Source organism: Flavobacterium terrigena, assembly GCF_900108955.1.
Classification (GTDB): Bacteria; Bacteroidota; Bacteroidia; order Flavobacteriales; family Flavobacteriaceae; genus Flavobacterium; species Flavobacterium terrigena.
On the sequence record NZ_FNYA01000005.1, the window covers coordinates 75,947 to 101,618 of the forward strand.

At 30.6% G+C, this 25,672-nt stretch carries 21 protein-coding genes; 11 read left to right on the forward strand and 10 right to left on the reverse strand.

Features of this window, described 5'->3' with window-relative positions; genetic code table 11:
• The first annotated feature begins 14 nt into the window (after nt 1-14).
• The 3 genes from BMX42_RS09405 to BMX42_RS09415 all read left to right on the forward strand — a co-directional run bounded on the left by BMX42_RS09405 (nt 15) and on the right by BMX42_RS09415 (nt 4,327).
• Nucleotides 15-3,242, forward strand: coding sequence for a DUF2723 domain-containing protein (locus tag BMX42_RS09405; RefSeq protein WP_091312858.1), 3,228 nt, complete (start codon nt 15-17; stop codon nt 3,240-3,242).
• A gap of 191 nt (nt 3,243-3,433) precedes the next feature.
• Nucleotides 3,434-3,628: a hypothetical protein gene (locus tag BMX42_RS09410; protein WP_091312862.1), complete on the forward strand. Its 195-nt coding sequence runs from the start codon at nt 3,434-3,436 to the stop codon at nt 3,626-3,628.
• 69 nt (nt 3,629-3,697) lie between these two features.
• The gene (locus tag BMX42_RS09415) at nt 3,698-4,327 is read left to right on the forward strand and encodes a polysaccharide deacetylase family protein (protein WP_091312865.1); all 630 of its coding nucleotides are present in this window, start codon (nt 3,698-3,700) and stop codon (nt 4,325-4,327) included.
• Here BMX42_RS09415 and BMX42_RS09420 read toward each other — a convergent pair.
• On the reverse strand, nt 4,324-4,620 hold the full coding sequence (locus BMX42_RS09420) for a thioredoxin family protein (RefSeq protein ID WP_091312869.1): 297 nt from the start codon (nt 4,618-4,620) through the stop codon (nt 4,324-4,326). The genes BMX42_RS09415 and BMX42_RS09420 overlap by 4 nt on opposite strands.
• 74 nt (nt 4,621-4,694) lie before the next feature.
• The gene (locus tag BMX42_RS09425; RefSeq protein WP_091312872.1) at nt 4,695-5,924 is read right to left on the reverse strand and encodes a metallophosphoesterase; all 1,230 of its coding nucleotides are present in this window, start codon (nt 5,922-5,924) and stop codon (nt 4,695-4,697) included.
• Nucleotides 5,925-6,048: 124 nt separating this feature from the next.
• Between BMX42_RS09425 and polA the strand changes: the two genes are divergently transcribed.
• Nucleotides 6,049-8,883, forward strand: coding sequence for a DNA polymerase I (gene polA, locus BMX42_RS09430; RefSeq protein WP_091312875.1), 2,835 nt, complete (start codon nt 6,049-6,051; stop codon nt 8,881-8,883).
• A gap of 100 nt (nt 8,884-8,983) precedes the next feature.
• On the opposite strand, the gene BMX42_RS09435 is transcribed toward polA, so the two are convergent.
• Genes BMX42_RS09435 through BMX42_RS09445 form a run of 3 tightly spaced genes read right to left on the reverse strand, consistent with a single transcriptional unit; the run spans nt 8,984 to nt 13,852 of the window.
• Nucleotides 8,984-10,405, reverse strand: coding sequence for a DUF5689 domain-containing protein (locus BMX42_RS09435; protein ID WP_091313389.1), 1,422 nt, complete (start codon nt 10,403-10,405; stop codon nt 8,984-8,986).
• Between the two features lie 9 nt (nt 10,406-10,414).
• Entirely contained in the window at nt 10,415-11,059 is a 645-nt protein-coding gene (locus BMX42_RS09440) for a choice-of-anchor J domain-containing protein (protein ID WP_091312878.1), read from the reverse strand.
• Between the two features lie 9 nt (nt 11,060-11,068).
• Nucleotides 11,069-13,852, reverse strand: coding sequence for a TonB-dependent receptor (locus BMX42_RS09445; RefSeq protein ID WP_091312880.1), 2,784 nt, complete (start codon nt 13,850-13,852; stop codon nt 11,069-11,071).
• 137 nt (nt 13,853-13,989) lie between these two features.
• Here BMX42_RS09445 and BMX42_RS09450 point away from each other — a divergent pair, with 137 nt between their 5' ends.
• The 4 genes from BMX42_RS09450 to amaB all read left to right on the forward strand — a co-directional run bounded on the left by BMX42_RS09450 (nt 13,990) and on the right by amaB (nt 18,427).
• A complete protein-coding gene (locus BMX42_RS09450; RefSeq protein ID WP_091312882.1) occupies nt 13,990-15,087 on the forward strand; it encodes an endonuclease/exonuclease/phosphatase family protein in 1,098 nt (365 codons plus the stop codon).
• Between the two features lie 112 nt (nt 15,088-15,199).
• A complete protein-coding gene (locus BMX42_RS09455; RefSeq protein ID WP_091312884.1) occupies nt 15,200-15,730 on the forward strand; it encodes a 3-hydroxyanthranilate 3,4-dioxygenase in 531 nt (176 codons plus the stop codon).
• 139 nt (nt 15,731-15,869) lie between these two features.
• A complete protein-coding gene (locus BMX42_RS09460; RefSeq protein WP_091312887.1) occupies nt 15,870-16,796 on the forward strand; it encodes a magnesium transporter CorA family protein in 927 nt (308 codons plus the stop codon).
• A 77-nt stretch (nt 16,797-16,873) separates the two neighbouring features.
• Nucleotides 16,874-18,427, forward strand: a complete 1,554-nt coding sequence (gene amaB / locus BMX42_RS09465; RefSeq protein ID WP_091312890.1) for an L-piperidine-6-carboxylate dehydrogenase — start codon at nt 16,874-16,876, stop codon at nt 18,425-18,427.
• A gap of 240 nt (nt 18,428-18,667) precedes the next feature.
• Here the strand turns inward: amaB and BMX42_RS09470 are convergent, their stop codons facing one another.
• The 5 genes from BMX42_RS09470 to BMX42_RS09490 all read right to left on the reverse strand — a co-directional run bounded on the left by BMX42_RS09470 (nt 18,668) and on the right by BMX42_RS09490 (nt 22,298).
• Complete coding sequence (locus tag BMX42_RS09470; RefSeq protein WP_091312893.1) at nt 18,668-19,042, reverse strand: hypothetical protein; 375 nt, start codon at nt 19,040-19,042, stop codon at nt 18,668-18,670.
• Nucleotides 19,043-19,097: 55 nt separating this feature from the next.
• On the reverse strand, nt 19,098-19,559 hold the full coding sequence (locus BMX42_RS09475; protein ID WP_091312896.1) for a hypothetical protein: 462 nt from the start codon (nt 19,557-19,559) through the stop codon (nt 19,098-19,100).
• Between the two features lie 5 nt (nt 19,560-19,564).
• Nucleotides 19,565-20,839, reverse strand: coding sequence for a hypothetical protein (locus BMX42_RS09480; protein ID WP_177169154.1), 1,275 nt, complete (start codon nt 20,837-20,839; stop codon nt 19,565-19,567).
• A 354-nt stretch (nt 20,840-21,193) separates the two neighbouring features.
• Nucleotides 21,194-21,769 (reverse strand): PhnA domain-containing protein, encoded by a 576-nt coding sequence (locus BMX42_RS09485; protein ID WP_091312902.1) that lies wholly within the window; start codon nt 21,767-21,769, stop codon nt 21,194-21,196.
• 4 nt (nt 21,770-21,773) lie between these two features.
• Nucleotides 21,774-22,298, reverse strand: coding sequence for a DUF6646 family protein (locus BMX42_RS09490; protein ID WP_091312905.1), 525 nt, complete (start codon nt 22,296-22,298; stop codon nt 21,774-21,776).
• Between the two features lie 167 nt (nt 22,299-22,465).
• Here BMX42_RS09490 and BMX42_RS09495 point away from each other — a divergent pair, with 167 nt between their 5' ends.
• The 3 genes from BMX42_RS09495 to BMX42_RS09505 are packed head-to-tail and all read left to right on the forward strand — an operon-like array spanning nt 22,466 to nt 25,418.
• On the forward strand, nt 22,466-22,675 hold the full coding sequence (locus BMX42_RS09495) for a hypothetical protein (RefSeq protein WP_091312909.1): 210 nt from the start codon (nt 22,466-22,468) through the stop codon (nt 22,673-22,675).
• A 43-nt stretch (nt 22,676-22,718) separates the two neighbouring features.
• A complete protein-coding gene (locus BMX42_RS09500; protein WP_091312912.1) occupies nt 22,719-24,725 on the forward strand; it encodes an ATP-binding protein in 2,007 nt (668 codons plus the stop codon).
• Between the two features lie 30 nt (nt 24,726-24,755).
• The gene (locus BMX42_RS09505) at nt 24,756-25,418 is read left to right on the forward strand and encodes a LuxR C-terminal-related transcriptional regulator (protein WP_091312915.1); all 663 of its coding nucleotides are present in this window, start codon (nt 24,756-24,758) and stop codon (nt 25,416-25,418) included.
• The last annotated feature ends 254 nt before the right edge of the window (nt 25,419-25,672 follow it).

Below are 25,672 nucleotides of genomic sequence, written 5' to 3' on the forward strand. Positions count from 1 at the left end.
AATTTAGCATAAATATGACTTCATTTAATTACAGCAAATGGAATACCTACACAGGTTGGTTTGCTTTTATAATTGCATTAGTTACTTACACTTTAACAGTTGAGCCTACAATGAGTTTTTGGGATTGTGGTGAATATATTGCTACTGCCGCAAAACTAGAAGTTGGTCACCCACCAGGAGCACCTTTATACCAAATGATGGGTGCGTTTTTCGCAATGTTTGCAACAGACAATACACAAATCGCATTAATGATTAACATGATGTCGGTTTTTTCTAGTGCGTTTACAATTCTGTTTATGTACTGGTCACTTTCTAAAATTATTAGAAAAGTGGTAAAAGCAACTTCTGAATGGAATGACGAAACTTCAAAACTTACTTTAGGCGCTTCATTAGTAGCAGCTTTATCCTATACTTTTACAGATAGTTTTTGGTTTAATGCCGTAGAAGCTGAAGTATATTCAATGGCTTCTCTATTTATTGCTTTATTATTTTGGCTTGGATTAAAATGGGAAGAAGAACTAGAAACGGAAAGAGGAAACAAATGGTTAATCTTAATTTCTTTGGTAATTGGACTTTCATTTGGAGTACACTTTATGGCATTGTTAACCTTGCCTTCAATTGGAATGTTATACTTTTTCAAAAAGCAAAAAAATGTAACTACTAAAAATTTCATTATTGCCAATGTAGTAATTCTGGCAATTTTAATGTTCATTTTTAAATTTTTACTTCCATACACTTTATCATTTTTCGCGAAAACGGAAATTTTCGCAGTTAACTCAATGGGATTGCCTTTTAATTCAGGAACTATCATTGCATTTATATTAATTGTTACTGGATTTTATTTCGGATTATCATACACTAAGAAAAAAGGTTTAGTAGAGTATAACACCTTATTATTGTGCGTGTTATTTATTTTAATTGGATTTTCAACTTGGATCATGTTACCAGTTAGAGCCAATTCTAACATTAACATTAACGAAAACAAACCAAGTGATGCTGCCGAGGTTTTAGCATACTACAACAGAGAGCAATACGGTGAAACGAAATTATTCTATGGTCCGCAATTTTCAAATGTTTATGCTGGTGCAGATGAAGAAGATCCGTATTCTGATGACAAACCAAACTACGAAAGAGACGAAAAAACAGGTAAATATATAATTACAAATAACTATAAAGACGCCAATCATAATCCGAACTCGAAACACAATGCTTTCTTACCAAGACTTTGGAGTGAAGAACACGCAAAAAACTACATGACTTTTACAAAGCCATTAGAATTCAGCATTAATCACGATGCTTTTTATGATGAAGAAACAGGTGAAACAAATGAAGATAAATTAGGACAATTTACAGAAATTGTTTCCGATTTCAGAAGTCAATTTGCTTCAAACAAATTAGGATTAGACGAATATGAAGAATTCTTAAAAACATATGGCGATTATTTAACTATTGAAAAACCTTCGTTTTCAGACAACATGAAATTCATGTTTGAATATCAGTTTGGCTACATGTATTTCCGTTATTTAATGTGGAATTTCGTTGGAAGACAAAATGATTTACAAGGAAATTATGAAAGTTTAGAAGGAAACTGGTTAAGCGGAATTGGTTTTATTGATAATTTACACTTAGACAATCAGAGTGAATTATCTACCGACATGAAAAACAATAAAGGTAGAAACACGTATTTCTTTTTACCTTTTATTTTAGCTGTTATCGGAATGGTGTATCACGCTAAAAAAGAATGGAAATCGTTTTATGTTTTATTACTACTGTTTTTATTCACTGGTTTAGTCTTAAAAGTTTATCTTAACGAAAGACCTTTTGAACCAAGAGAAAGAGATTATGCTTTAGTTGGTTCATTCTATATTTTTGCGATGTGGATTGGTGTTGGAATTTATGCCATTTATCAATATATTTTAAAATATGTAAATCCGAAAGTGGCCTTACCAGTCGTTTTGGCAACAACGTTATTGGCTTCGCCAGTCGTTTTAGCTTCTCAAAACTGGGATGACCATGACAGAAGCTGTAAACATACAGCAGTTGCTATGGCAAGAGCATATTTAGATTCTTGTGAACCGAATGCGATTTTATTTACTATTGGTGATAATGACACCTTCCCAATGTGGTATTTACAAGAAATTGAAGGTTATAGAACCGATGTTAGAATTGTAAACACGAGTTTATTGGCTACAGATTGGTATATTGATGAAATGAAGGTGAAATCGAACAAATCTGATGCATTGCCAATTTCATTTACTCACGATCAATATGTGGGTGACAAGAGAAATTATTGCTTATTTGACGAAAGAACAACAGATACATTAGATTTAGGTTTAACGTTAGATTTCTTAAAAGACGATCGTTCTAAAAGAGAAATGAAAAACGGTCAATTTGTACATTTTTACCCAAGTGAGCATTTGAAAATTAAAGTTGACAAACAAAATATTATCAAAAATAAAGTCGTTTCTCCGAAATATTACGATTCTATTGTGCCACAAATAAATTTAAAATTAAAAGGTGGTGCGATTTATAAAAACAGAATATTAATGTTAGATATTTTTAACGAAAACAACTGGAAAAGACCAATTTACTTTTCTCCAGGAAGTTTTGGATCTGACGATTATATTTGGATGAAAGAATACCTTCAATTAGACGGAATGGTTTATAAATTGGTCCCAATTAGAACCAAATTACAAGAAGGAAACTCTTATGATATGGGCTATATTGACACAGACAAAATGTACAATATTATCAACAAATGGACTTGGGGTAACGCAGGAAGCGATAAAATTTATCACGATCCAGAAACGCGTAAAAATGCTTTATCATACAGAAACAATCTTTCTCGTTTAATGACGGCATTAATTGAAGAAAAGAAATTTGACAAAGCGGAAAAAGTGATTCAAATTGCTATGAAAAACATGCCAATTGATTACTTTGAATATTACACTACAGTAAATCCATTTGCAGAAGGATATTATAAAATTGGTAAACCAGCTGAAGCAAGAAAAATAATAACTCAGCTGATTAAAAAACACCAAGAAAAAATTACATTCTTTGATTCACAATCTGAAAAACAAAAAGCGTTTTACGGAAGAGAAATTAATGACGAAATTAAAAGATACTATATGCTGATGCTAATTGCAGAGGAAAATAACGATTTAGAATTTTACAATCAACAAATTATTAAATTCAAAAATTATAATAAGATGATGGGTGATTATGGAATCAGTATCGAATAAAAAATAATAAAAACAAACACTAAAGCCATTCATTTGAATGGCTTTTTTTATTTAATTTCACTTTGAAAACAGAATACAATTCTAATTCAACTAGTCTCTAAAGTAGCAATTTTACAATTTGTTATCATAATTCTATAACAAAGCAAAATAGTTTAAATTTTACCTTTGAATACATTTCAAAATTTAAAATCATGAACATTAAAAGACTCTTTGGGGCATTATTAACAATTCTAGGAGTTGTTGGCCTAATTTATACCGCATTTGTATTTACTGATACTTCTGGAAGCGAACGCGATATTAAATCCTTAATTATATATGGTATTTTAGGAATCGTATTTTTTATGGCTGGTATTGGACTCGTAAAAACCACAAAAGACGAATCTTAAGATTAATTGAAAATAAAAAACTACTTAAGACGATAAGGAACTCAAAACTTTATTACTTTTGGGTGATAAATGACAAAGGTTCCTAAAATACTAAAACTCCTATTTTTCAATCAGGTTTGGAACATTCCGAATACTGACAATACTATTTATTTAACTTTTGACGATGGACCAACGCCTGAAATCACAGAAAAAGTTTTAGAAATTCTAGAAAAACATCAAATTAAAGCTACATTTTTCTGTATTGGAGATAACGTAAGGAAATATCCAGAAATCGTACAGAAAATCATTTCTAAGCATCATTCTGTAGGCAACCACACCTATAGCCATTTAAAAGGTTGGAAAACAAATACAAAAACGTACATAAGCAATACTCAAGCTTGTGAAATCAAACTGAACTCGTTATTTAAAATTCGAAATTCGAAGTTATTTCGTCCGCCTTATGGCAAAATTACGCCTTGGCAATCTTATAAATTACGAAAACTGGGCTATAAAATAATTATGTGGGATGTGTTGAGTAAAGATTATGACATCAATCTTTCTCCAGAAACCTGCTATGAAAATGTAGTTTACAATGTTACTTCAGGAAGTATTGTTGTGTTTCACGATAGCGTTAAAGCACAAAAAAACATACTCAATAGTTTAGAAAAAACTATTGAAACTTTAAAAAGTAAAGGGTTTAATTTTGAAAAAATCGCCTAAGCTTGTTCTTGAATAAGAGAAATTAAAGTATTCGCATCAAATTCACCGCTTTGTCTCCAAACCATTTGACCATCTTTATAAATCATAAAAGTTGGCAAACCTTTAATACGCAGTGCTTCTGCTAATTCTTTATTTTTATCTACATCAATTTTAATCACTTTTGCTTTATCGCCTAAGGCAGCAGCAACGTGACGAATTGTTTCATTCATAGTAATAGATTGCTCATGCCATTCCGTAAAAAAATCAATTAATACGGGTACTTGTGCATCTATAAGTTCTCCAAATTTCGACATAGACCGAAGTGTTTATTAAACAAATGTAAATATTTTTTTAATATATCAAACAAATATGCAGACTTTTTAAGTGATTACGCCACTTTTTTGGTTTTTTTTAACTCTATTACCGTGATTTCTGGCATAATTCCAACTCTTCCTGGATAGGCATGAAATCCAAAACCGCGATTTACATAAATGTATCTTCCTGCATTTTCATATAAACCAGCCCATTGTTTGTAAATATATTGCACCGGACTCCATTTGAAGAAACCTGGAATTTCAATTCCAAATTGCAAACCATGTGTATGACCAGATAATGTCAAATGATAATGGTCTTCATCATGTTGCACCACTTCATCCCAATGACTAGGATCGTGACTCATTAAAATTTTGAAATCTTCAGGCTTAACATCTGTCGTAGCTTTTTTCAAATCGCCTTTTTTTCCAAACTTTCTTCCCCAATTCTCCACTCCAACTAAAACAATTTCGCTAGCACCTTTTTTAAGTTTGACGTTTTCATTCAGCATTAATTTGAAATCTATTTTTTCGTGAATCGCTTTAATATTTTCAAAATTTTGATTTTCATCTTTCTCAGAACCCCAATCAAAATAAGTCCCATAATCATGATTTCCTAATATAGAATATTTTCCTAATTTCGGGTTATATAAGCCTTTGAAAGTATCAATCCACGGATCCATTTCTTTCGCATGTGTATTCACAATATCACCTGTAAACAATAGCAAATCGGAATTTTGTTCATTAATTAAATCAACCGCATATTTAATTTTATCGGTATCTTCATCAAAACTACCACTGTGAATGTCTGAAATTTGTGTAATCGTAGTTCCATCAAATTCTTCTGGTAAATCATCAAAAAACAATTGTTGTCTAATCACTTTGAAATTATACTTTCCAATCGTCATTCCGTAAAGCAACGAACTAAAAGGGATCGCTGCAATTCCTAAAGCAATCTGACTTACGAATCTTCTTCTCGGAATAAAAAATTGTTCTCTATCATTATCTACAAAACTCATCACACAAGCTTCAACCAAACGTGAAATATCTTCAATAAATAAAACTAAAAAGACTAAAATTTTAGGAATATAAGTAATCAAAGCTAAACCAATTACAAATAATGTACCTCTGGTTTGACCTTTACCTCTATCGAAATTCATAAATGAATATACTATAAAAAGCATCAAGGCTAATGAAACAACTAAGTAAATCATCAACGCCCATTTGTTTTTCGTAATGGTTTTAATTGCTTGAAACGAATAGAATTCAACAATTAACAATATAATTAACGGTATTAAACCTTTCATGTTTTATTATTTTTTACAAATTAACTAACTAGTTCACAATTAACATAAACATTAATTCAATTTTAACAAAGATTTTTTATTTAAAGAATTGTATTTTTACCATCGAATAAATAAAAAACCATTTATGTCACAAAAACGCTTATTTCTTTTAGACGCTTACGCACTTATTTTTCGAGGGTATTATGCCTTTATAAAAAATCCAAGAATCAACTCAAAAGGTATGGACACTTCAGCCATTATGGGATTTATGAATGCCCTAATGGATGTAATCAAACGTGAAAAACCAGATCATTTAGCTGTTGCTTTTGATAAAGGCGGAAGTACGTTTCGTTTGGAAATGTTCGAACAATATAAAGCCAACCGTGATGCTACGCCAGAAGCGATAAAAATTGCCGTTCCTTATATTCAAGATTTATTACGTGCGATGCATATTCCGATTGTAGAAGTTGCCGGTTTTGAAGCAGATGATTTAATTGGAACTATCGCAAAACAAGCCGAAAAAGAAAATTATCAAGTTTTTATGGTAACGCCAGATAAGGATTTTGCACAATTGGTTTCTGAAAATATTTTTATGTATCGTCCAGCTCGAATGGGGAATGATATTGAAATTTGGGGGATTCCAGAAGTACAAGCGAAATTTGAAGTGGAACATCCATTACAAGTCATCGACTATTTAGGAATGATGGGCGATGCCGTGGATAACATTCCAGGTTTACCAGGTGTTGGAGAAAAAACAGCGAAGAAATTATTAGCTGAATTTGGTTCGATGGAAAACCTTTTAGACAATACGGATAAACTGAAAGGTGCTTTAAAAGAAAAAATTGAAGCCAATAAAGAAAAAGGAATTTTATCTAAAAAGTTAGCGACTATTCTTTTGGATTGTCCTGTAACTTTTGACGAAAAAGATTACGAATTAAATACGCCAGATGTAGAAAAAACAGATGCGTTGTTTATGGAATTAGAATTCCGTCAAATGAAAGCGCAGTTTGATAAATTATACAATCCAGCAGCAACTACTGAAGAACCAAATTCAGAAAAAACTGTTTTAAAGAAAGCGCCAGTTAAGAAAACGAATGATGAACAATATGATTTATTCGGTTTTTCTGATGCGGAAGAAACAACAGAAACACACACTTCTTATTACGCGACATTAGAAAATACAGAACATTTTTACCAAAACGTACAAGGCGATTTACCTACAAAAATGTTTATTCAGAATTTAATGAATCAGACTTCGGTTTGTTTTGATACGGAAACGACTTGTTTAGATGCTTTAAATTCAGAATTAGTTGGAATGGCATTTTCTTGGGAAAAAGGAAAAGGATTTTATGTGCCGTTTCCAGAAAATCAGGAAGAAGCACAGATCTTAGTAGATAAATTCAAGCCGTTTTTCGAAAATGAAAACATCGAAAAAGTCGGACAAAATATCAAATACGATATCAAAATATTAGCGAATTACGGAATTGAAGTCAAAGGAAACTTATTCGATACGATGATTGCACATTATTTGATTAATCCAGATATGCGTCATAATATGGATGTGTTGAGTGAAACCTATTTGAAATATTCTCCGAAATCTATTACTGAATTAATTGGTAAAAAAGGGAAAAATCAAGGTAATATGCGTGATATTCCTTTAGACGACATCAAAGAATATGCGGTGGAAGATGCTGATGTGACGATTCAATTGAAAAATCATTTCTTACCGATTTTAGAAAAAGTGGGTACGAAAAAATTATACGATGAAATTGAAATTCCGTTAGTACCCGTTTTAGCGGCGATGGAAACGGAAGGAATCAACTTAGATGTCGATTTCTTGAAGAAAATGTCAGTTGAAATGACGGCTGAAAGTAAAGCTTTAGAACAAAAAATATATGAAACCGCTGGTGAAACTTTCAATTTAGCTTCTCCAAAACAATTGGGTGATGTGTTATTTGAAAAAATGAAAATTGGTGGCGCAAAACAAAAGAAAACCAAAACGGGTCAATATGCGACTGGCGAGGAAATTCTGAGTTATTTAGCCAACGACAATCCGATTGTAAAAGACATTTTAGAATGGCGTCAAATGGTGAAATTGCAAAGTACTTACATTGATGCTTTACCAAATCAGGTTGACCCGAAAACAGGTCGTGTTCATACCGATTATATGCAAACGGTTGCGGCGACTGGTCGTTTGAGTTCTAACAATCCGAATTTACAAAATATTCCAATTCGTACCGAAAGAGGAAGACAAATTAGAAAAGCTTTTATTGCTAGAGATGAAAATCACACCTTAGTTTCTGCCGATTATTCTCAAATTGAATTGCGAATTATCGCGGCTTTATGTGGCGAAGAAAACATGATTGAAGCGTTTAAAAACAACGAAGACATTCATAAAAGTACGGCTGCGAAAGTCTTTAATGTGCCTTTAGAAGAAGTGACTAAAGAACAAAGAAGTCATGCTAAAACAGTCAACTTCGGAATTATTTATGGGGTTTCTGCATTTGGATTGAGTAATCAAACGAATTTATCTCGTAAAGAAAGTGCCGAATTGATTGATGCGTATTACAAAACCTATCCAAAGTTGAAATCGTTTATTTCTGATCAAGTGGATTTCGCAAGAGAAAATGGCTACGTAGAAACAATTTCAGGCAGAAGACGTTATTTAAAAGACATAAACTCGGCAAACGCTATAGTTCGTGGTGGCGCAGAAAGAAATGCCGTAAACGCACCAATTCAAGGTTCAGCTGCAGATATTATTAAAATTGCGATGATTAACATTCATAAAAAACTAAAATCGGAAAACTGGCAATCAAAAATGTTGTTACAAGTGCATGATGAGCTAGTTTTTGATGTACATAACAGTGAATTAGAGAAAATTCAACCGATGATTAAACACGAAATGGAAAACGCCTTTAAAATGATTGTTCCTTTAGATGTGGAAATTGGAATGGGTAAAAACTGGTTGGAAGCACATTAAAAAAGTATTCAATGTTCAGTTTTTAGTTATCAGTTAATTTCTAAAAACAAAAAAACCTTCTTAAAATTAAGAAGGTTTTTTTTATGTGTTTTATTTTTGATTAACCGATAGTTATATCATCAATTTGAACAGTAGTTGTTTGAGTATCTGTTCCGATATATTCGAAAACAAAATAACCATTACCTGTTAAACTTGCAGGAATATTAAAAGTTCCTGGTGAAGTAAACGAATTCTCTGAAGCACCAATTGCCGGATAAAGAATATTAAAACCAGATCCAGATGTGATATCAGTTAATTTTGTTCTATCAACTGCACTTCCAGGTACATAATCAGCGCTTTTAATGTAATATACTTTTAAAGCAACTTCACCTCTAAAGAATCTCATTTCTTTTTTAAAAGTCATTGTACTAGCTGCAGTAAAATTCACAGGAACCATAAAAAATGTTTTACATGGAACTCCAGGATTTCCGTTACCTGCAAAAGAAGACATTTCAATATATTTATTTCCTGTACCAGTAGGGAATTGTTTTATTTGCCAATATCTTGGTCCAAAATCTGCATCATTGATGTATTTTGGGAAATTTGCTAAGTTTAAAGCGTATGATGTAAATGGCTCATTTAATGTAGCATCAAAAACATTAGCATTTCCAACAATTGGAGGAGCGCTATCAATTCTTGTGTTCGTTAACATAATATCATTTTCTGTACGAACCATAAATTGGTATCCACCTAAATACTTCGTTAAAACTCCTCTAATCTTTCCATTTAAAGAAGAAACTGGTTTTGCAGCAAAAGTTGCAAACTCAGAAATTCTAACAATTAATGTATTTCCTAAAGCATCAGAAACGATGTTATTAGTAGCACCACCAATTTGGTTGTTACTATCATAATAAGTTTTACCAACATTTGCATCAGAGAACTGAACTCCTGAAATTTCAATCAATTTATTTAAATTGGCATCATTTAACATTGCTGGAATAGTCATAGTATTAACTAAAGTGTTTTCATCAACTTTAGTACAACTTCTTTTAACGATATCTTGATATTCAACAATTTCTAATCTTCCAACTTCATCAGCTAAAGGCTCACCATTATCGAATAAATTACCAATTTCTAATCCATTAGTTAATGGATTATTATAAAAGTATCTATTTTTCATTCTAATATATACTTTTCTTCCTGGCTCAAACTTAGTGTATAAATTATAATCATCTACAGGAACAGAAAATCCTTTAGTTCCATCCAATGAAACCATTGAAATTGATTTATAAAAATTACCGCCTTCATCACTTGAAGTTACATACGCTTCGATGATATCATCTGCACTAACTCCAGGAGGAACAGTACTATTATAAGATTTAACGGTTCCAGTTGCAAGTGTTGCTATATTTTGTACAGTCTTTGTAGCAGTTAAATCACCACATTCTCCTGATAAATCTGGATCAGCATAATTGTCATTATTAACACAACCAAATAAAGTTGCGAAAATAGCAGTTGTTAAAACTAATTTAATATTTTTCATAGTCATTTATTATAAAGTTTTATCAAATATTTTAATATCGTCTACTCTTAAAGATCCATCTAATGCAGCATTTGTACTAGATCCTTTAGCCTTAAAAGCAATATAAATATTTCCAGTGTAAGATGATAAATCAACTTGTCCAGAATTCACATTTAAAACACCATCAGCACTTCCATTTGGTAAGTTAGTTGCTAATCCTGCAATATTAGCAGTAATTGGAGTCCAAGTTGCTGCTAAAACATCTGTTCCGTCAAAATCAGTAGAAATAAGAACTTCTAAGTTGTTATTTGCATCAGTTATAAATTCTGCAGCCGTTTTAAATGTTAAAACTTCATTTGAAGAATTGTCCATATTGATAACAGGTGATATTGCCCAAGCAATGTTAGTTACATCACCAGTTGTACTACCAAAAGTAGTGAATTGGATATATCCGTTATTATCATCATTTTGTTCTGTCCATTTTACTGTACCCGTTTGAGCAAAGCTAGTCCAATCACCAAAATTTAAATACTCATCTTCATTAACAGTAAATGAATCAAAAACTTCCTTAAAAACAACAGGTTTAAATGTTGGGATTTCTGTATCTGGTTCATTACAACCTACTAATGAAATTGTAAAAGCAACCAAAACTATTTTTAAATATATATTTTTCATAGCGATTAATTAAAAGTTAACATACAAATTTACAAAATATGTTCTTCCATATCCGTAAAAATATTTTGAACCAAAAGAAGGTGTTCCGTTTGCATTATCCGTTTGAAGATCAGTAAAAGTAGCTTTTCTTGATTGTTCAAAACCACCTGTTTTATATGTTGTATCTAAAACATTATTTACAGAAGCAAAGAAACCAATTGTAGTATTGTCAATTCTCCAAGATTTTCCTCCTGTTACATTTAACAAATTAAAATCAGCAAATTTTTCTTGTTTTAATAATTTTTCAACACTTTCTTGTGTAGCACCTGGATAACCGTAACCATCACTATCTACTGCAAAATTTTCAGTTCTAGTAATGTTTGAAATATCTACGTAAGAATTAGCTAAATAGTTAATATTTGCTCCAATCCACCAGAAATGTGGATCTCTATATTCTAAACCAAATGAAGCAGCTGTTTGTGGCATACCTGCAATTCTGTAATTTTTTAAATTCGCTTTACCAAAGTCAACTACTGGTTGAGTATTTGTTAAAGACGCTTGTCCGTCATCATTTATTTTTAAATTCGGATTGTTTCCGTATAAATACTGACCATAAGAAGCTGCAACTGTTGCTTTAATTGTAGAAGTAATTTGGTATTCCATACCTAATTCAGCACCAAAATTTCTTTTTTCAATTCCTGTTAAAATTTCAGAAATAAAAGAATCTTCATCATTTCCATCTGCATCTTCACCTACATTTTCAGCATAGAAGAATGAAATTTCTGTTGCATTTTTTACTCTAGAAGCAAAACCAGTTAAACGTGCTTTGAATTTAGGTGTTCTTACTACATAAGAAGCATCTAAACTAGTTACAGTTTCACTATCTAATTCAGGAGTAATATTATTGTTGATACGTGCATTAGCAAAAGTATTTCTCATATTTGGTGCTTTTGTCATATATACACCATTGAAATCTAATAAATGCTGACCTGTAATTTTGTATGTAAATCCTCCTTTGAAACCAAAGTTTTCAAAAATTTGCTTACCGCTTTTTCCAAAAGAAGTATTAGCATAAATTCCGTTTCTATATAAACCTTCTCTTTCGTATTGACTTCTAGAGAATGATTGTGCTAAATAGAAATCTGTTTTTTTGTAAGAGAATTTAAATTGCGTAAATGCATCCATAACAATAGCATTTAAATTATAGTTATAACCGTATTGGTCACCAACTTTAACTTGTCTGTTTGGATTGTTTAAATCTGATTGTGTTTGATCACCTGAATAAAAAGGATCTACATCAGAAAAATATTGACCTCCTAATAAATCCAACATGTTTTGGAAATTATGAGATTTTAATTTTTTGAAACTAGCTCCTGCATTTAATTTTATGTTATCAGATAAATCTGAGAATAAAATTGAATTAGCAGAAATTTGTTTGTCATCTGTTCTGTCTTCGTATAAAGCATAAACACTTTTCCCTGCATTTACACTATTTTGATTTGCAGTATAAATAGCATTCCAGTCAATTTGTCCATCAGCAAGAAAATTAGCTTTTGCTTTTTCAGCTAATGGATTTGATCCATCACCCATATAGTTTGTTGGGTCATTATAAAAATAACTTGGTAAATTTTTATAGTATGTAGGATCAGGATTATTAGCACCTTGATAATCAAATCTGCTATTTCCAATAGAACCTGTTTGATAAGCTACACTCGTATTTAATGTAGTTTTCTCTGACATTTTCCAGTAGTGAGTTAACATTAAAATTGGCTCTTCTACATCTTTATCTCTAGAATTACGTTTTTTTCCGTTTTGGTATCCCCAATACGAATTGTATTTAATTCCTTTTAAGTCGTTTACTTCGTTTGTATTAGGAGAATTTTTACCTCTGCTGTTTTGAGCGTAAATACTAGTAAAGTTTAAACTATGATTTTTGTTGAATCTTTTTTCAACACTTGCAAAAAATGAATTTGCTGAATAATCTGTTCCTTCAAAATAACCTTCTTTTGCCCATCTTCTTGAACCAGAAATACTGTATGCCCAACCATTTTCCATTAATCCAGAGTTATGAGTAATCATAGATCTCCAAGAATAGTTAGTATTTGTACCCGATTGAGAAATTCTAGTTCCTTTTCTGTATAAAGAAGCTCTTGTATTTATTTCTTGAGTTCCTAAAATTCCACCAAATGTATAATCTGATGGCGCAGAACCTAAAGTAAATTCTTGATTTCTTGTGGCGTCATTTAAACCTCCCCAGTTACTCCATTGTGGTCTTCCGTCGTAGATTTTGTTCATAGAAATACCATTAATCATAGTAACTCCATACTCATTATCTAAACCTCTCATTCTAAAACGAGCTTGCCCCCAATTGAAAGCCGCAGCTTGCTGGTATGCATCTCTAGAAGATTGTAACAATCCCGCAGTACTTTCAGAACCACTGTTGTCATCACCTAAATCGTTTTCTGTAATAGTTATTAAACTTAATTGTTGTTCTGAAGTAATGTCTTCTTCCAAAAACATCATTCCAACATCTAAAGTTTGATCTGCAACTACTTCAATAGCGAAGTTTTGTGTGTTGTATCCATCTATCGAAACAACCAAAATTTGATTTCCTGCTGCAATACCTTTAATTAAGAATTCTCCTAAATTATTAGTTGTAACAAATTGTTCGTTAGATTGAATCATTACCTTTACGCTACCCAATGGGTTTTGCGATTTAGAATCAACTACTTTTCCTTTAACAGTTGATTGATTTTGAGCCATCATTATAACGGCCTGAAATAGAAATAAAAGACTTAATGCAAGTTTTTTCATACTTAATTATAAATTAATACTTTAACTAACATTTAATTTACAAAAACTAAATGCGGGCAAATGTACAACATTTAATAATATTATTTACCTTTGGCATCGATTTTGCTTTAATATTTAATCATAATTTAACCTTAGACATGAAAATTAAACCATTTTACAGCACTTTAGCAGTTATTTTGTTTGTAGCAACGAGTTTTGCACAAGAGAAAAAAAACTATATGGTTAACACAATAGCTTTCTATAATTTAGAAAACTTATTTGACACTATTAACGATCCAAAAATTAATGATGAGGATTTTATTTATACACCAGCAGACTATAAAGATAAATTACAAAAATTAGAAAGAGTAATTTCTCAAATTGGAGTAAGTGCAGAACAAAAAAATTCTCCAGTTGTATTAGGTGTTGCCGAAATTGAAAACAGACAAGTGTTAGAAGATTTATGCAAACAACCTTTATTAGCAGCAAAAGGGTATGCGATAATTCATTTTGATTCACCAGACAAAAGAGGTATTGATACGGGTTTTTTATACCAAAAAGGGCATTTTACTCCAACAAGTTACAAAAACTATCCTTTAATTGTAACAGAAGATCTTACAGACAAAAAAGCAAAAGACAAAGAAAAAATTGAAGACACAGATGATAATGTTGTGGACACAAAAACTAACAGAATTTACACACGTGATCAAATTTTGATGACTGGTATGTTAGATGGTGAAGAAATGCACTTTATTGTAAGTCACTGGCCATCACGTAGAGGTGGAGAAAAAAGAAGTAGTCCATTACGTGAAGCCGCTGCCGCTTTAAACAAAAAAATCATCGATTCATTACAAACAATCAACCCAAATGCAAAAATTTTTACAATGGGTGATTTGAATGACGGTCCTTTTAACAAAAGTGTAAAACAAGTTTTAGGCGCTAAAGGTGATGAAAAGGAAGTACAACCATTAGGCTTATACAATCCGGCTGAAAAATTAATGAACAAAGGAATTGGAACATTAGCATTCAGAGATTCTTGGGATTTTTTCGATCAAATTATTATTTCGGAATCTTTATTAAGTAAAAATAAATTATACGCAACTTGGAAATATTGGAAAGCAGGTGTTTTTAACGCACCTTTCATGATCCAACAAACTGGACAATATAAAGGTTATGCTTTAAGAAACGGAGCAACTGGCCCAGGGTATTCGGATCACTTCCCTTCTTACATTTACTTATTAAAAGAAAAAAAATAAATTCAAATTACTCATATATAAAAACCGTCTCAACAAAATTGGGGCGGTTTTTTTATTTTTTGTCTGTTTGAAAAAATCGGTGTAAATTCGTGAAACATAAAATTTCTACAACATGTCAATAGCCAAACCTTTCAACCTGAATAAATGGATAAAAGAAAATCGTTATCTTTTAGTTCCACCAGTTGCTAATAAAAACTTATATGTAGATTCTGGTGATTATATTGTTATGGTTGTGGCTGGACCAAATGCCCGAAAAGACTATCACTACAACGAAACGGAAGAATTATTTTATCAGTTAGAAGGAGAAATTACGATTTACATTCAAGAAGACGGCAAAAAGAAAGCCATGAAATTATCTGCTGGCGACATGTTTTTATTACCTGGAAAAACGCCACATTCTCCAAATAGAACAGAAAATTCTATTGGATTAGTAATTGAAAGAAAAAGAACCGAAGGCAAAGATGGTTTACTATGGTTTTGCGACAATTGCAATCATAAGCTTCATGAAGTGTATTTCGGATTAAATGATATCGAAAAAGATTTTCTTCAACATTTCGAAGATTTCTATTCTTCAGAAGAAAAAAGAACTTGTGATAAATGCGGGACAGTTATGGAAGTCAATCCGAATTTTATTAAGAAATAATTGGGAATGTTTGTATTTAAAAGTTATACTTTCGCAAAAAATTAAATCATCCACATGGATACTTATTCGAGGAAAACAGAAATTTTAACCGAGTAGCATTTGTATAATACAAACGCTATCTCAAAACGCGCTTTGTATTATGATAACTTTTTACAAAAACAACAACGGATTATTTCAAACAGATAATCAAGAAAAAAACTGCTGGACAAGTGTAGTTTGCCCAACAAAAGAAGAAACCCAATATTTACTTGAAGAATTACAAATTCCCGAAGCGTTTTATAACGATATTGAAGATATTGACGAACGTCCACGTATTGAAATTGAAAACGGTTGGTGCTTAATCATTATCCGAATTCCATTTAAAAGTAATGACGAAAAATTACCTTTTAATACGGCGCCTTTAGGATTAATTTTTAAAGATGATACTTTCGTTTCACTTTGTTTTCAACAAACTGATATATTATCTGACTTTGTTATTTATTCACAACGTAAAAAAATAGCAATAAAAGATCATTTCGATTTAGTCCTGAAATTACTTTTATCATCAAGCGTTTGGTTTCAAAAATATTTAAAGCAAATTAATCAACGTATCAAACTTGCCGAGCAAAATTTAGAAAAATCAATTAAAAACGAAGAACTACAAGCTTTATTACAAATTGAAAAATGTTTGGTTTTTTTCATCACTTCTTTAAAAGGAAACGATATTTTATTCCATAGAATGAGAAATTTAAAAAATCATAAAGACAGTTTTGATTTAGATTTACTTGAAGATGTAGAAATTGAACTACGTCAGGCGGAAGAAACCACCAATATTTACAGCAACATTTTAACCGGAATGATGGATGCTTATGCTTCGGTAATTTCAAATAATTTGAATATTATTATGAAACGACTAACTTCAATTTCCATAATTTTAATGATTCCAACACTTGTAGCTAGTTTATATGGTATGAATGTGCCGAATAATCTTCAAGAAAACAAAAATGGTTTTTTAATTATTATAGTAATTTCAATAGTCATTTCTATTCTTGGTGTTTTCTTTTTCAAGAAGAAAAAAATGTTTTAATACATTGAACTTAATTATATAAAGTAAAAAATATTACCTTTGCATAAAAATAACAAAAACACATAATAAAGTTACATATGTCAACAATAGCATCACAATTCGGAATGCAAGAAGCATTGCAAGCATTAGGAATTAAAGAAGTAAACGATGGAACTTCTACAGGTTCAAACAGTTTTTCTTCAGGAGAAATAATCGAAAGTTATTCACCAGTTGATGGTCAATTAATCGGTAAAGTAAAAACAACAACTGCAGCAGACTACGAAAAAGTAATGCAAAGTGCAACGGAAGCATTCAAAATGTTTCGCGCTATGCCAGCACCTCAACGTGGAGAAATTGTTCGTCAGTTTGGAAATAAATTAAGAGAATTAAAAGAACCTCTTGGAAAATTAGTTTCTTACGAAATGGGGAAATCTTTACAAGAAGGTTATGGTGAAGTTCAAGAAATGATTGATATTTGCGATTTCGCAGTAGGTTTATCACGTCAATTGAACGGACAAACTATTCCATCTGAACGTCCTGGTCACGTAATGAGAGAACAATGGCATTCAATTGGTGTTGTTGGTATTATTTCTGCATTCAACTTTCCAGTAGCCGTTTGGGCTTGGAATACTGCATTAGCATGGATTTGTGGAGACGTTTGTGTATGGAAAGGTTCTGAAAAAGCGCCAATTTGTACTATCGCTTGCCAGAATATTATTGCTGATGTATTAAAAGCAAATAATTTACCAGAAGGAATTTCTTGTATTATTAATGGAGATTACAAAGTAGGTGAAATGATGACTACAGATGTTAGAATTCCATTGGTATCTGCAACAGGTTCAACAAGAATGGGAAGAATTGTTGGCGCAACTGTAGCACAACGTTTCGGAAAATCATTATTAGAATTAGGTGGAAACAACGCAATCATTATCACTCCAACTGCTGATTTAAAAGTAGTAGTTCCTGGAGCGGTTTTCGGAGCGGTTGGAACAGCTGGACAAAGATGTACGTCTACTCGTAGATTAATCATTCATGAATCAGTTTACGATAAAGTAAGAGACGCAATTGTTGGTGCTTACGGACAATTAACGATTGGAAATCCATTAGATCAAAAAAATCATATCGGTCCACTTATCGATACTGATGCGGTAAACACTTATTTAGCAGCAATTGAAAAAGCTAAAGCTGAAGGTGGAAAAGTATTAGTTGAAGGTGGTGTTTTATCTGGAGAAGGTTACGAATCTGGATGTTACGTGAAACCAGCTATTATTGAAGCGGAAAATCATTTCGAAATTGTTCAACATGAAACTTTTGCTCCAATTTTATATTTAATGAAATATGAAGGTGAAGTAGAAAACGCGATTGACAAACAAAATGGTGTTGCTCAAGGATTATCTTCTGCAATTATGACAAACAGCATGAAAGAAGCAGAAAAATTCTTATCATTCGCAGGTTCTGACTGTGGAATTGCTAACGTAAACATCGGAACTTCTGGTGCGGAAATTGGTGGTGCTTTCGGTGGAGAAAAAGAAACTGGTGGTGGAAGAGAATCTGGTTCAGATGCTTGGAAAGTATACATGAGAAGACAAACAAACACAGTAAACTACTCTGATCAATTGCCTTTAGCACAAGGAATTAAATTTGATCTTTAATTTAGTGAATAGTAAAAAGTGATTAGTGAATAGTCGCTTTTAAACATAGAAAAACCCTGCAAATTATATTTGCAGGGTTTTTTGTTTGTATTTAGATTTATTTCCTATCTAAGTATTTCATTAGTTTTTTATACAATTTAATGATAAAATAAATAGCTCCAATTACTAAAACAAACAACAATGTTTGCATAATGAACAGTCCAAAACTAAATTCATTAACGATTTTTCCCATAAAATAAATTACTCTTGTTTTGTAACACTAGTCTTAGTTATTTCATCATCTTTTACATAAATGATTTCGTTACTATTACTGACATAGCTCCAATCATAAACACAATATGCAACATTATGTTCTTTATTATCTTTATATATTTTCATAAAATATTGCCCTTCTCCGTTATCAACTGGATCAATACATGGAAGTATAAATTTTAATTCTTTATTTGGAAGAATTTTGTCATTAATACTAATTTTTTCTTTCACACCATCAATAACAACTATAGAATCTATTGAAACAGTTGCCTTATTAATGATGGTTATCTCTTTGTTTGTTATTTTCTCTTGACAAAAAACAAACAATGGTATTAGTGCGAAAAATTTAATTGATTTTTTCATTATTGATTGGTTGGTAATTTCTTAAATCCCAAAGATTACTTTTAATTTTCCTTTATTACTTTAAACTATCAGTTGGAATTTCAAAAGTATCCCAATTCATATATTTAGGATATTTTGCTTTCATTATAGACCAATATAAATAATAAGGCTTACTTTCTCCTCTTTTTGTTTGTAAATATTCATTTTTTAGAACTTTATAACTTTTATTATCAAATGTTGTACAATAATCAATACCAGATTTATAATTTACTAAAACAACTTGAATTTTATCACTCTCTTCTAATATAAATAAAGAATAAAAACTTTCGTCTTTCTCTAACAACAATTTTTTAGTTGACAATAGCTTAAAAAAATTATTACTTTTTAATTTTTCATTATTGTTTGTTTTATGAATAATTAAAGGCGTTTTCAATTTATTTATTTTTATGGATTTCATCACCAAATCATTATAATTTATTTTATGATGATTACATGAAAACATAATTAAAATGACTAAGGTAGCTACTAAATATTTCATAATAATTATTTAAATTGAGTATAAAAATGACCAGCGTTTGATTTTGTAATTAAAACACCAAAAGATCCAATTTCAAACATGTTCCCCATTTCATTACCATTTGTATCAAAATCTGTAAGGTGATTTCCATAATGAACAAATTCATGTAGAATTGTTATAGCCATTAGAAAACCAGTAGCTTGAACTGTACTATCTAATTGAGCAACTTCCATTCCTAAAGCAAAATTTGCATTAATATTGATTATATTCGGAGTGTCATGATCAAAATTTCCATAATTAGGTCCGGATGGACCTGTTAAATTTGGTACAAATTTAATTAATGGACCTTGTCCAAAAGTCAATTTTTCTAGTACTTGGTTTTGAGTTAAACCTGAATATAATATAAGTTTATTGAGAATTATCGGGTTATTTTGTACGTTTGACTTAAGATTTTTTAACATTTTTGTAAACTCTGGATACTTTATTTGATCACTTTTCCGCATTTTAAAATTTGGAGATGCTATAACATAGTCATCCATACTTAAAGGATTTAAGTATGCTTCATTCATGAATTCGTTAACAAAATTCCTACTTGTTGTATTATATCCATTTTGATTTAAATAATAAACAATATTCGCTTGAAGATCTTCAAGTTGATTATAAAACCATTCTTGAATATTGAATAACAAACTTGAAAAAAACAAATTATACGGACTCGGGCTTCCTGCTCCGCCGCCTCCAGTTGGTGAGGTTACAACTCCAGTACCTAAATCACCTCCGCCTCCACCATCATCACATGGAACAGAAATTATTGCTGAAACAAATGAACCTGACTGTGCTTGTTGACCAATTGGTAATTTACAACCGCTATCACCATATGCATGCAAACCAGTAGCACATGGATGTTCTTCAAAAACAAAAACATTATCATAACAACTTTCTCCATCATATTTACCCATAACATCAGTAATTAAATTTGGGTCGTCAATGTTTATAACATTTAGTTTACCATTAACATCAACAGCTGTACCAGAAAGTAAAGCCGTTTTTTCACTTTCCGTTAAAGTATATTGTAATAATTTTGCTGTATATGTACTATCAACTTGTTGTGTAATTAATAAATTTTCAAACAATCCATTATCAATGGTTCTGTTTACTTTAAATGTAAAAGTTTTTATATTATTAATTTCCAACATTTTTACATCATTTGCTTCAACTGAAAAATCGTAAATACTACTCACTTCTGTTCTTTCTGTTGTTTTAAATTTTGTAAACGCCTTAAAACCCTCAACTTTTTTCAAAACCTTTTCGTGTTTTTTTATCGTTCTAGAATTTAAAGTCGTCAATTTCATGGAACTTGCTTCTTTTTTTTATGATAAATCATCATAATTATCTTTACTACAACTCACTATTGAAAGAATTGCAAATAAAAACAATAATGGTTTAATTTTTCTTAGGTTGTTTTTCATAAATTTTGTTTAAAACTAGTAATACTTTAATAATTCGCAAACTTAACTGAATGAAAAGACTAAACTTTACGGCTTTGCCATAAAAAAACACAAAAAAATCCTGTCGGGTTTTAAAAACCTAACAGGATTAATTTATTTTCAGAATCTGAAACAATCCCGAAGTTTCGGGACAGATTGACAAAACTCTTACTTTGTTTTCTTCACGTATTGCGTTAAAATAACAATATGTTGATTTTCTACTCTACCTTCAATTTGATTAGCATTGTCCCAAACCAATTTAATATTGTGAACGGCAGCACCACGTTTTGCGGTGAAAGTCGCACCTTTTACATCTAAATCTTTAATTAAAACAACAGAATCACCATCTAATAAAATATTTCCGTTAGAATCTTTATGGATAATTTTTCCATCTTCGTCTTCATCTTCACCTGTGGCTTTTGCCCATTCTAACGCATCTTCATCTAAATACATCATTTCTAATAAATCATGATTTTTTAAACGAGCCAACATTCTCCAAGAAACAATTTGTACAGGTAAATTTTCATTCCACATACTATCTGATAAACCTCTCCAATCGTTGGCGTTCATCAAATCTTTGTTTTCAATTTGATCTCTTAATGATTTCGTAATTAAAATACAGTTTTCAGGAATCGCATCTGTTTTAGGTTCTACGATGTAAACCACTAAGTTTTCATCGCTTCCGCTAATTTCGCAAACCGAACCACTTCTGTCTTTTAATCTTTTTTCAGTAACTATACTCATATTGCTATAAATTAAAAGATGCTCCAATTTGAAAAACAAATTGATTATTATAATGTCCGAAAGTACCTGGAGTTGAATCATATTCAGCAATTGGTAAACTCATTTCAGAATACACGCCAAAACCATCAGTAAAGAAATATCTAAAACCTAAATGACCACCGAAATTTCTTGTTCCAATGTTTAAACCTGGATAAATATCCATATTGTCTTCCAAACCGATAACGCTACCCAAATTAGCATTAAAACGAGCTTTTACATCTACTCTGTCTTGAAATTTTGGTTTAACACTTTCTGGCAAAAGTGTAGTTCCATTTATTTGGACACCGTTATCTGCACTTAACATATAACTTGCTGAAAAACCGAACGACATATTTTCACCAATTCCGTAATCATTAGTTAAAGCGATACCTGTTCCACCGTTTTGAATGGTAGCACCAATTTGTAATTTTAAGTCTTCTTTTCCTTTATATGCTTGTGCATTAGCTAAAAACCCCATTCCTAGGCATACGATAAATACTATTCTTCTCATTTTTACGTTATTAAATTATTCAGCAAAAGTAATAAAATTTAACATTTTTTACGGATATGCCGTAATAAAAATAACCGATGTGTCAATAATTTTACACTTGTATTTTACACCAAATAAATTTCAATTTATTTGGTGTAAAATTTATAAAATCACTAATTTGTTAAATTATGAAAAAAATTATTCTTTTATCAGCATTTGTTATCTCAACATTAGTTTCTTGTTCAACAGAAGATGCTCCAGTTTATAATAAAAATTCAAGCAAAACAAGTTTGAACAATAATGACCTAACAAATTTTTACATGACATTAAGAGATACTACGAGTAGAGAAACGGACTCTCTTGTTGAATCTGTAAATCCAAAACCAATAAAACCATAAACTAAGGGTATTAATTCCTCATTTTTCATATTTTTGTAATATTATGGGGAGATTAATAATTACAGTCATTTCAATATTCTTAATTTTTTCTTGTCAGGACCGGAAAAAATCAGAAAAAACAAAAGCTGATAATTTAATTTATAAAATTAAATTATCAGCAAGTTATAATGATTTAAGGTTAATTGAAGATGAAACAAATAGTTTCAAATACGATACTGTAATCAGAAATAATCTTGATGCTATTTCTGATAAATATTACGACTTAGAAAAATTTGAAGATTACCATAGAGTAAGTAATACTATTTTAGAAGAATCAAAAAAAATTGAAGACACGGTAGGTATTATTGAAGGTCTTTGTAAAAAAGGTGCATATTATTCTAATATATACAAATTAGATAGTATGTATTTTTATTATACAAAAGCCGAAAATTACTCTATAAAAACCAAAAGCAAATACCTTTTAGGAACTATATTTTTAAATAAAGCCGTAATAAATCAAAACCTAAACGATTATTATAATTCTGAGAAAAATTCATTTGAAGCCTTAAAAATTTTAAAAAACAAAAATGATTATTATCTCTTATACAATACCTATTTAAATATTGGATATGCATCATTTAATCAAAATGACGATAGAGAAGCATTAAAATATTTCCAAAAAGCATTAAATACTACTGATAAAATTAAAAACAACACAACTGTTTTATCATTAAAAGGCCAAGCTTATTATTATTACTGTTTGGTTTATAATAAAAACAACAATTACAAAGCTTCTTATATTTCTGCAGCAAAAGGATTAAGTCTAGATGATTTTAAAACAAAAGACCCTCATGTATTTTGCAATTTAAATAACTGTTTGGGGTATTCAAAATTCAAGTTAAACGATAGTAATGCAAAAACTCACTTTATAGAATCGTTAGCCATCGCCAAAAAGGCAAATAATATTTTTGCAATAAACACCTCAAATCTGTATTTAAGTGAATATTATTTGAAATATAATGATACCTCAAAAGCATTTTTACATGCCAATGAAGTTTTGCAAGCGGCAAATGAAAACAAACTATACGATGACAAACTAAAAGCATTGCTTCTTTTAGCAAAAGCTAGTCCAAATGCAGCGACAAATTATTTTGAAACTTACAAAACACTATCGGACAGCATTATAAATAACGAAAGACAAACAAGAGACAAATTTGCCAAAATCGATTATCAAACCAATGAAATTATTTCGGAAAAAGAAACCATTGAAAAACAAAAAGAATCTATATTACAACAATTATGGTCCGTTTCTACGATAGCCATATTTATAATATTAGCCGTACTTTTATTTTATTTTATAAAATCTAGAAACTTAAAAAATAAAGAACTTATTTTCATTCAAGAACAACAAAATGCGAAAGAAGAAATTTATGAATTAATGTTAAACCAACAACATCGCATTGAAGAAGGAAAATATTCTGAAAAAAACAGAATTTCTCAAGAATTGCATGATGGAGTTATGGGGAAATTAATGGGCATCAGGCTAAATTTATTTATTTTAAAGAAAAGACAAGATCCAGATACTATTGAAAAATGTTTACCGTTTATAGATGATATTCAAAATGTAGAAAAAGAAATCAGACAAATTGCACACGACTTAAATCAAAATTTATTTGACGACAATGTTACTTTTATTTCCATTGTTGAAAATTTATTTACGATGATAAAAAGCCATTCTGATATTGAATTTATTTTACAAGTTGACGAAAGAATTGATTGGGATCTGATAAACAACAACATCAAAATAAATATTTATAGAATCATTCAAGAAACATTACAAAACATTGATAAATACGCACAAGCTTCAAAGGTGAATCTTACAATGAATAAAAAAGAAAATGAAATTCATATTACTATTGCCGATAATGGAATTGGTTTTAAACCCGACACGAGTAAAAAAGGAATCGGCTTAAGCAACATGAAAAAACGTATGGAAGAAATTAATGGTAAATTCATTTTAGAATCAATTATTAATAAAGGCACCAAAATAAATTTAATATTTCAAATATAATTATTACTTATTCTGATAAATAACAAAAACATGACTTCAAACATATTATTGGTCGATGATCATCCCGCAATCTTAAACGGATACTTATCTGTTTTAGGCTTTAATGATAAAGACATTGAGCTTGTTCCTACATTTTGTTATACTTGTGAAGACGCTTATAATGCTATCACAAATCCAGAACAACAAGAATTTTTCGATTTCATTTTCTTAGATAGAAGTTTGCCTCCTTACCCAGAAATGAAAATCAGGTTTGGTGAAGATTTAGCTATCCTAGCAAGAGAACACCATAGCAAAGCCAAAATTATTATGCTAACAGCACATGCGGAGTCTTTTATTATTTACGATATTTTACACAAAGCCAGACCAAATGGATTAATTATAAAAAGTGATGCCACTGGCGATGTATTACTTGATGCATTTCATGATGTTATTGACGGCAAAACCTACTATAGCCCGACTGTAAGTGATAGCATGAAAGATTTATTAGTAAGAGAAGATTATTTAGACAGTATTAATAGACAAATAATAGTTTTATTAGCTCAAGGTTTCAAAAACAAAACCATTGCCACACAATTAGGCTTAAGCGACAGTACAGTTGAAAAAAGAAAATCAAAGATTAAAGATTTCTTTCTAATCAATAAAAGCACTGATGAAGAGCTTATCAATGAGGCTAAAAAACTAGGTTTTATTTGATTTTAACTTTTTTTACGGCAAAGCCGTAATTCAGAATACAATCAAACCCTTAATTTTGACTTATAATTATTATTTCATTGAACAAATTTGGGGTTGTTAAGTGAATTAAATCCGTCTGAAGCCTTTCAGACGGATTTTTCTTTTTATACCAAACTCAAAACAATTTTAACATTTTTTACGCTAAAGCCGTAACCTAAAGCATCAATAAATCATTTACTTTGTTTTAATAATTTTTCATTAAACAAGGGGTTGTT

Excerpts from the sequence above, each read along its gene's own strand:
- BMX42_RS09405 (WP_091312858.1), top strand. The coding sequence starts at position 15 with ATGACTTCATTTAATTACAGCAAATGGAATACCTACACAGGTTGGTTT.
- BMX42_RS09410 (WP_091312862.1), top strand. The coding sequence starts at position 3,434 with ATGAACATTAAAAGACTCTTTGGGGCATTATTAACAATTCTAGGAGTT.
- BMX42_RS09415 (WP_091312865.1), top strand. The coding sequence starts at position 3,698 with ATGACAAAGGTTCCTAAAATACTAAAACTCCTATTTTTCAATCAGGTT.
- BMX42_RS09420 (WP_091312869.1), bottom strand. The coding sequence starts at position 4,620 with ATGTCGAAATTTGGAGAACTTATAGATGCACAAGTACCCGTATTAATT.
- BMX42_RS09425 (WP_091312872.1), bottom strand. The coding sequence starts at position 5,924 with ATGAAAGGTTTAATACCGTTAATTATATTGTTAATTGTTGAATTCTAT.
- polA (WP_091312875.1), top strand. The coding sequence starts at position 6,049 with ATGTCACAAAAACGCTTATTTCTTTTAGACGCTTACGCACTTATTTTT.
- BMX42_RS09435 (WP_091313389.1), bottom strand. The coding sequence starts at position 10,405 with ATGAAAAATATTAAATTAGTTTTAACAACTGCTATTTTCGCAACTTTA.
- BMX42_RS09440 (WP_091312878.1), bottom strand. The coding sequence starts at position 11,059 with ATGAAAAATATATATTTAAAAATAGTTTTGGTTGCTTTTACAATTTCA.
- BMX42_RS09445 (WP_091312880.1), bottom strand. The coding sequence starts at position 13,852 with ATGAAAAAACTTGCATTAAGTCTTTTATTTCTATTTCAGGCCGTTATA.
- BMX42_RS09450 (WP_091312882.1), top strand. The coding sequence starts at position 13,990 with ATGAAAATTAAACCATTTTACAGCACTTTAGCAGTTATTTTGTTTGTA.
- BMX42_RS09455 (WP_091312884.1), top strand. The coding sequence starts at position 15,200 with ATGTCAATAGCCAAACCTTTCAACCTGAATAAATGGATAAAAGAAAAT.
- BMX42_RS09460 (WP_091312887.1), top strand. The coding sequence starts at position 15,870 with ATGATAACTTTTTACAAAAACAACAACGGATTATTTCAAACAGATAAT.
- amaB (WP_091312890.1), top strand. The coding sequence starts at position 16,874 with ATGTCAACAATAGCATCACAATTCGGAATGCAAGAAGCATTGCAAGCA.
- BMX42_RS09470 (WP_091312893.1), bottom strand. The coding sequence starts at position 19,042 with ATGAAAAAATCAATTAAATTTTTCGCACTAATACCATTGTTTGTTTTT.
- BMX42_RS09475 (WP_091312896.1), bottom strand. The coding sequence starts at position 19,559 with ATGAAATATTTAGTAGCTACCTTAGTCATTTTAATTATGTTTTCATGT.
- BMX42_RS09485 (WP_091312902.1), bottom strand. The coding sequence starts at position 21,769 with ATGAGTATAGTTACTGAAAAAAGATTAAAAGACAGAAGTGGTTCGGTT.
- BMX42_RS09490 (WP_091312905.1), bottom strand. The coding sequence starts at position 22,298 with ATGAGAAGAATAGTATTTATCGTATGCCTAGGAATGGGGTTTTTAGCT.
- BMX42_RS09495 (WP_091312909.1), top strand. The coding sequence starts at position 22,466 with ATGAAAAAAATTATTCTTTTATCAGCATTTGTTATCTCAACATTAGTT.
- BMX42_RS09500 (WP_091312912.1), top strand. The coding sequence starts at position 22,719 with ATGGGGAGATTAATAATTACAGTCATTTCAATATTCTTAATTTTTTCT.
- BMX42_RS09505 (WP_091312915.1), top strand. The coding sequence starts at position 24,756 with ATGACTTCAAACATATTATTGGTCGATGATCATCCCGCAATCTTAAAC.